This window comes from Streptococcus oralis, from assembly GCF_026782235.1.
GTDB lineage: Bacteria > Bacillota > Bacilli > Lactobacillales > Streptococcaceae > Streptococcus > Streptococcus oralis_CC.
In genome coordinates this window covers 542437-550057 of sequence record NZ_JAKUWE010000003.1, presented here as the reverse complement: position 1 = coordinate 550057, position 7621 = coordinate 542437, and the positions used below count along the sequence as shown (strand labels likewise).

Here is a 7621-nt window from a genome sequence, read left to right as displayed (position 1 = left end):
AAGTAATTGGAAAGGAAATAGTCCAGAACACTTGTTCTGGACTATTTTTTTATCTTGAAAAATATGGAAGGCTTTTCAATCTTTCGAGAAGGGGACGACCAATGAAACTAATCGCAATGATTTTACCAAGATCAGGGAGGATAAAGGGAAGGACACCGACAGCAAGTGCTTTGTCAAATTCCATACCAGCAAGGAAGTGGAGGCTGATAATACCTCCTACAAAGACGAGAGAGTCACCCAAGAGGTTGGCAAGGAAAATGCGAATATAGCCACTATTTTGATGGATGAGATAAGATGTAAGTCCTGCGTAGACAAGGTCAAACCAAAGATAACCTGCGCTTGGACCGACTAAAACGTGAAATCCTGCACCACCTCCTGCAAAGACAGGTAAACCAATGGCACCCAGCAGGAGATAGAGAGCCACGGATAGAACGGCTTCTCTAGGTCTAAAAACAGTAGCAACCAGACCGATCGCAAAGTTTTGTAGAGTGAAAGGTACAGGACCGATAGGGAGACTGATTTGTGCCAATACGGCGATGAGAGCAGCACCGATAGCAGGGATGGCATAGATATGAGCTTTTTTCAAAACTGTTAACCTCTTTTCAAAATTATAGTAACTATTATACTAATTCAGAGGAGAAAGTCAACCTATTTTTTGTATCAAGGTAACAATCTTGCAACAGCCGATTTTACAAGTAAAAAGAGATCACATGGGGTCTCTTACGATAATTAGCGCATGGTTACAAATTCTTCTGAGGCGGTTGGGTGGATAGCTACTGTAGCATCAAAGTCCGCCTTGGTAGCCCCCATCTTGATAGCGACAGCGAATCCTTGAATCATCTCATCCACTCCGTAACCAAGTCCGTGAAGTCCAACAACTTTTTCGTCAGCACCGGCGGTGATGAGTTTGAAGCGAGATTCTTGACGATGGCTTGTAACGGCAGAGTACATAGATGCAAAGCTGGACTTGTAGACTTTGATGTTATCTTGGCCGTATTCTTTAATAGCTTGATCCTCGGTTAAACCAACGGTTCCGATTGCTGGGTGGGAGAAGACAACAGTAGGGATAGTCGTGTAGTCCATCTTGGCATTTGTTTTTCCATTAAAGAGGCGTTCAGATAAGGTACGTCCTGCCTTGATGGCTACTGGGGTCAGTTCTTTCTCACCAGTAACATCTCCAAGGGCGTAGATGCCATCTACAACTGTATTTTGATACTCATCCACTTGGATAAATCCACGTTGGTTGAGTGTGACGCCAGCCTTTTCTAACTCAAGACCGTCTACATTTGGACGGCGACCGGTAGCCCAGATAACTTGGCTGGCAGTGTGACTAGAACCATCTTCGAAATGAATGGTAATACCTTGCTCGGTTTCTTCGAGTTTGACAGGTACCTTATGTGTGTGTAAAGGTAGACCTGTTTTTTCCATTTCATTGACAAGTCCTTCAACGATGTAGCTGTCAAAAGTGCGCAAGGGACGATCGCGACGGACAAACAAATCGGTTTTTACTCCTAGTGCGTGGAGAACACCTGCTAATTCAACAGCGATATAACCAGCTCCAAGAATCGCAACGGAGTCAGGAAGTTGCTCCCAAGCAAAGACATCGTCTGAGCTATCACCGAGTTCAGCTCCAGGAATAGTTGGGATGCTTGGACGAGCGCCAGTCGCAATCACGATATGCTTGGCACGAATCAATTCACCATTGACGCTAACGGTGTGGGAATCAACAAAATGAGCACGACCTTCAATCAAATCAACACCGTTGCGCTTGAAACTTCCATCATAAGACGAGCGGGCACGATCGATGTAGGCTTCACGATTTTGACGAAGTTTTGCGAAATCAAATTGCACATCTGAACTTGTAAAACCATAGTCAGGTCCGTAGTGGTGGAAGCTTTCAGCGATTTGCGCTCCATACCACATGATTTTTTTAGGAACACAGCCAACGTTGACGCAGGTTCCACCTAATTTTTTCTCCTCGATAACAGCTGCTTTAGCACCGTGTTCGCCAGCTCGGTTCATGGTGGCAATGCCGCCGCTTCCTCCACCGATGGCGATGATATCATATTCTCTCATAGAAAACTCCTTATAGCTTTGATAGTCATATTCTATCGTTTTTATTTTTTGAATGCAAAAATCTGCTACGATAAAAAAATTATAAAAACGCTTGCCAAATTCAAAAAGATATTGTATTATATATCTAGCACAATAATCCAATAAACGAATACCGAACGAAATAATGATCCTGAATTGTCATTGTTTCCATCTGAACTGTCATTGTTTGGGCTTGGTGTTTCTGATATAATGGTTTTTGTAAGGCAAAAGAATAAAGGAGCTTAAAAATGAAAAGAAATAAGAAGGCAAAAAAATGGCAATTATACACAGCGATTGGTATTGCCAGTGCTATTGTTATCGGTGCTGCGGGGATTTTGATTTTTAGACAACCTTCCCAGTCAGCAGTCAAGGAGGAAACATCTCATATCGTTACTGCTAAGGAAGGTTCTGTTGCTTCATCGGTTCTCTTGTCAGGTACGGTTACAGCAAAAAATGAACAATACGTTTATTTTGATGCTAGTAAGGGAGATTTAGATGAAATTCTCGTTTCAGTCGGGGACAAGGTCGAAGAAGGGCAAGCGTTGGTCAAATACAGCAGTGCAGATGCTCAAGCTGCCTATGATGCAGCCGATCGTGCAGTTGCAAAGGCAGACCGTCATATTGAGGAGTTAAACAAAGCTCGTGAAAATGCATCAGCTACACCAGCTTCTTCACAGGTTCCAACAGAAGCTGGACTCCCAGAACAAGCGCAAGCAGCGACTTCTTCCGTATCTTCTATTGATTCTCAAATTAGTGATGCCAAGGATAATCGTGCAGATGCTGTTGCCCAACTCAACAAGGCTCAAGCTCAGCTAGATGCTGCAACTGTCCTCAGTACACTAGAAGGGACTGTAGTTGAAGTTAATCGTAATGTTTCCAAATCTCCAACAGGTAATAGCCAAGTGGTAGTACATGTCGTAAGTAATGAAAACTTGCAGGTCAAAGGGGAGTTGTCTGAATACAACCTTGCTAACCTTTCTGTAGGCCAAGAAGTTACCTTTACTTCGAAGGTTTACCAAGATAAGAGCTGGACAGGAAAAATCAGCTATATTTCTGATTATCCTAAAAACAATGGAGAAGCAGCAAATGCAGCCCTTGGAGGGAATACTGGATCTAAGTACCCTTATACTGTTGATGTGACTAGCGATATCAGTGAGTTGAAACAAGGCTTCTCTGTTAGTGTGGAAGTCAAAAACAAAAGTAAAGCCATCCTTGTTCCTTTGACAAGTGTCGTTACCGAAAATGACAAAAACTATGTTTGGACCGTTGACGACCAGAAAAAAGCGAAGAAGGTAGAAGTTACTCTGGGGAATGCGGACGCAGATAACCAAGAAATTACTTCAGGTTTGTCAGACGGTGCCAAGGTCATCAGTAATCCAACATCTTCCTTGGAAGAAGGAAAAGAGGTGAAGGCTGATGAAGAAACTAATTAGTCTCAAAAATATCTGTAGGAGTTATCGAAATGGTGACCAAGAACTGCAGGTCCTTAAAAATATCAATCTAGAAGTTCATGAAGGTGAGTTTGTTGCTATTATGGGACCATCTGGTTCTGGTAAATCTACGTTGATGAATACCATCGGAATGTTGGATACACCAACTAGTGGAGAGTACTATCTTGAAGGTCAAGAAGTGGCAGGTCTTGGAGAGAAACAACTGGCCAAGGTTCGCAACCAGCAAATCGGCTTTGTCTTTCAACAGTTCTTTCTCTTGTCCAAGCTCAATGCACTTCAAAACGTCGAATTGCCCTTGATTTACGCTGGTGTTTCGGCTTCAAAACGACGGAAATTGGCTGAGGAATTTCTGGAAAAGGTTGAGCTAACGGAGCGCAGTCATCATTTGCCTTCCGAGTTATCAGGTGGTCAAAAGCAACGTGTAGCGATTGCGCGTGCCTTGGTAAATAATCCTTCTATCATCCTAGCTGACGAACCGACAGGAGCCTTGGATACCAAGACAGGAAATCAAATCATGCAACTGTTGGTGGAGTTAAACAAGGAAGGGAAAACCATTATCATGGTCACGCATGAACCTGAGATTGCGGCCTATGCCAAACGCCAGATTGTTATTCGTGATGGGATCATCTCGTCCGACAGTGCTCAGGTAGAAAAGGAGGAAAACTAGATGCAGAATCTGAAATTTGCCTTTTCATCCATCATGGCCCACAAGATGCGTTCCTTCCTCACCATGATTGGGATTATCATCGGAGTTTCATCTGTCGTTGTCATCATGGCTCTGGGAGACTCCATGTCTCGTCAGGTTAATAAAAACATGACCAAATCACAGAAGGATATCCATGTCTTTTTCTCTCCTATCAAAAGCAAGGACGGTTCCTTTACGCAGAAACAATCTGCTTTGACAGTCAGTGGGAAAGAAGAGGATGTTCATGTTGAACCACCAAAACCACTGGAGTCTTGGGTCAAGGAAGCTGCCAAACTCAAAGGAGTAGACAGCTACTATGTCACCAACTCGACCAACGTCACACTATCTTATAAGGATAAGAAGGTTGAACGAGCGACTCTGACAGGCGGAAATAGCACCTACATGAACGCGGTTGAAAATGAAATCGTTGCGGGTAGAAGTCTAAGACCGCAAGACTACAAGGAATTTGCCAGTGTGATTTTGCTGGACGAAGAACTAGCCAAGAGTTTGTTTGATAGTCCAGAAGCTGCTGTTAATCAAATCATCTCTGTTAATGAATTTAGTTACCGTGTGATTGGCGTTTATACCAGCAATGAAGCCAAAACTGCTAAAGCCTTTGGGATTGGTGGTCTTCCAATTACGACCAATATATCTCTAGCAGCCAATTTTAATACTGATGAAATCTCGAACATCGTCTTTCGTGTCAATGATACTAGTCTAACGCGGACCTTGGGTCCGGAGTTGGCTCGAAAACTGACTGAGATTGCAGGTCTTCAGCAAGGGGAGTACCAAGTTGCGGACGCAACTGCCGCCTTCCAAGAGGTACAACAACTATTTGGTTTTATGACCACTATTATCAGTGCCATCGCAGGAATCTCTCTCTTTGTCGGGGGAACTGGTGTTATGAATATCATGCTGGTTTCGGTAACAGAACGCACGCGTGAGATTGGTCTGCGGAAAGCTCTCGGAGCTACAAGGGCTAATATCTTGGTACAGTTTTTGATTGAATCCATGATTTTGACCTTGCTAGGTGGTGTCATCGGTCTTGGAATTGCTGCTGGAATGACTATGTTAGCCGGAGTGCTGCTCCAAAACATGATTGCAGGTATCGAAGTTGGGGTTTCCCTCCCAATCGCTCTCTTTAGCTTGGCTGTGTCAGCCAGCGTTGGTATGATATTTGGAGTCTTGCCAGCTAATAAAGCCTCTAAGCTCGATCCAATCGAAGCCCTTCGTTATGAATAAGATATAGAGCAGAAAAAATAAGATGGACATTTGTTCGTCTTGTTTTTGTATGGATTTTCCTATCGAAAATCACTAAAAATATGATATAATGAAGTGTTAGAAAATCAGGTTTCATTTGCCTGGAAAGGAAAAATTATGTCTGAAAAGAATTTTTATATTACAACACCGATTTACTATCCATCTGGTAAACTTCATATCGGTTCTGCCTACACAACCATCGCTTGTGATGTCCTAGCTCGCTACAAACGCCTCATGGGCTACGATGTCTTTTATCTGACAGGTCTTGACGAGCATGGTCAGAAAATCCAGCAAAAAGCGGAAGAAGCTGGCATCACACCACAAGCCTATGTTGATGGGATGGCGGTTGGCGTCAAAGAACTCTGGCAATTACTTGATATCTCATATGATAAATTCATTCGTACAACGGATGATTACCATGAAAAAGTTGTAGCACAGGTCTTTGAACGCTTGCTTGCTCAAGATGATATCTACTTGGGCGAATATTCTGGTTGGTATTCAGTATCAGATGAGGAATTCTTTACAGAAAGCCAGCTTGCGGAAGTTTTCCGTGACGAAGCTGGAAATGTGACGGGCGGTATCGCTCCATCAGGTCACGAGGTTGAATGGGTATCTGAAGAATCTTACTTCCTTCGCCTCAGCAAATACCAAGACCGTTTGGTAGAATTTTTCAAATCGCACCCTGACTTCATCACTCCAGATGGTCGTCTCAATGAAATGTTGCGTAACTTTATTGAGCCAGGTTTGGAAGACTTAGCGGTTTCTCGTACAACCTTTACCTGGGGTGTTCCAGTCCCATCCAATCCAAAACACGTTGTCTATGTTTGGATCGATGCCCTTCTCAACTATGCGACTGCTCTTGGTTACGGTCAAGATGATCATGCTAACTATGATAAATTCTGGAATGGAACGGTCTTCCACATGGTCGGAAAAGACATTCTTCGTTTCCACTCAATCTACTGGCCAATCCTTCTTATGATGTTGGATATGAAATTGCCTGATCGCTTGATTGCCCACGGTTGGTTTGTCATGAAAGACGGCAAGATGTCTAAGTCTAAAGGGAATGTCGTTTACCCTGAAATGTTAGTAGAGCGCTATGGACTGGATCCACTTCGATACTACCTCATGCGTAGCCTTCCAGTTGGTTCAGATGGAACCTTCACTCCCGAGGACTATGTAGGTCGTATCAACTATGAATTGGCAAATGACCTAGGAAACCTCCTTAACCGTACGGTTTCCATGATCAACAAGTACTTTGATGGTCAAATCCCTGCCTATGTAGAGGGTGTAACAGAGTTTGATAATGCTCTTTCTGAGGTTGCAGAACAATCAATCGCGGACTACCATACACACATGGAAGCAGTTGACTATCCACGTGCCCTTGAAGCAGTATGGACTCTTATCTCACGTACCAACAAATACATCGATGAGACAGCTCCATGGGTCTTGGCTAAGGATGAAGCCCTTCGTGACCAGTTGGCAAGTGTCATGAGCCATTTGGCAGCCAGCCTTCGTGTCGTAGCTCACTTGATTGAACCATTTATGATGGAAACTAGTCGCGCTGTATTGGCACAACTTGGTCTAGCAGAAGTTTCTAGCCTAGAAAACTTGAGCTTGGCAGATTTCCCTACAGGTGTGACTGTTGTTGCCAAAGGAACACCAATCTTCCCACGTCTGGACATGGAAGAAGAGATTGCCTATATCAAGGAACAAATGGAAAGCAACAAACCAGCAGTCGAAAAAGAATGGAATCCAGATGAAGTTGAACTCAAACTAAACAAGGATGAAATCAAGTTTGAAGACTTTGATAAGGTTGAAATCCGTGTCGCAGAAGTCAAAGAAGTGTCTAAAGTAGAAGGTTCTGATAAGTTGCTCCAATTCCGCCTAGATGCTGGTGATGGCGAAGACCGACAAATCCTCTCAGGAATTGCAAAATACTATCTAAATGAGCAAGAATTGGTCGGCAAGAAAGTCCAAATCGTTGCCAACCTTAAACCGCGTAAGATGATGAAAAAATATGTCAGTCAAGGAATGATCCTCTCAGCTGAACATGATGGACAATTAACCCTTATCACAGTTGATCCAGCGGTACCAAACGGAAGTGTGATTGGGTAATAGCAAAAAACCAACG

The 7621-nt window shown here is 43.4% G+C and carries 6 protein-coding genes; 4 read left to right on the top strand and 2 right to left on the bottom strand.

The genetic code is table 11. The features are described 5' to 3' along the window. Nucleotides 1-49: 49 nt before the first annotated feature. Nucleotides 50-586 (bottom strand): biotin transporter BioY, encoded by a 537-nt coding sequence (locus MK396_RS06305; RefSeq protein ID WP_268724024.1) that lies wholly within the window; start codon nucleotides 584-586, stop codon nucleotides 50-52. A gap of 143 nt (nucleotides 587-729) precedes the next feature. Beyond that, on the bottom strand, nucleotides 730-2076 hold the full coding sequence (gene gor / locus MK396_RS06300; RefSeq protein ID WP_268724023.1) for a glutathione-disulfide reductase: 1347 nt from the start codon (nucleotides 2074-2076) through the stop codon (nucleotides 730-732). 266 nt (nucleotides 2077-2342) lie between these two features. Here gor and MK396_RS06295 point away from each other — a divergent pair, with 266 nt between their 5' ends. The 4 genes from MK396_RS06295 (at nucleotide 2343) to metG (ending at nucleotide 7605) form a co-directional block, all read left to right on the top strand. After that, the gene (locus tag MK396_RS06295; RefSeq protein ID WP_268724022.1) at nucleotides 2343-3527 is read left to right on the top strand and encodes an efflux RND transporter periplasmic adaptor subunit; all 1185 of its coding nucleotides are present in this window, start codon (nucleotides 2343-2345) and stop codon (nucleotides 3525-3527) included. After that, the gene (locus tag MK396_RS06290) at nucleotides 3511-4212 is read left to right on the top strand and encodes an ABC transporter ATP-binding protein (protein ID WP_049477654.1); all 702 of its coding nucleotides are present in this window, start codon (nucleotides 3511-3513) and stop codon (nucleotides 4210-4212) included. Before MK396_RS06295 ends, MK396_RS06290 begins: the two co-directional genes overlap by 17 nt. Further along, nucleotides 4213-5472 carry an ABC transporter permease gene (locus MK396_RS06285; RefSeq protein WP_268724021.1) on the top strand — a complete coding sequence of 420 codons (1260 nt, stop codon included), beginning with the start codon at nucleotides 4213-4215 and terminating at the stop codon, nucleotides 5470-5472. Between the two features lie 135 nt (nucleotides 5473-5607). Beyond that, on the top strand, nucleotides 5608-7605 hold the full coding sequence (gene metG / locus MK396_RS06280) for a methionine--tRNA ligase (RefSeq protein WP_268724020.1): 1998 nt from the start codon (nucleotides 5608-5610) through the stop codon (nucleotides 7603-7605). The last annotated feature ends 16 nt before the right edge of the window (nucleotides 7606-7621 follow it).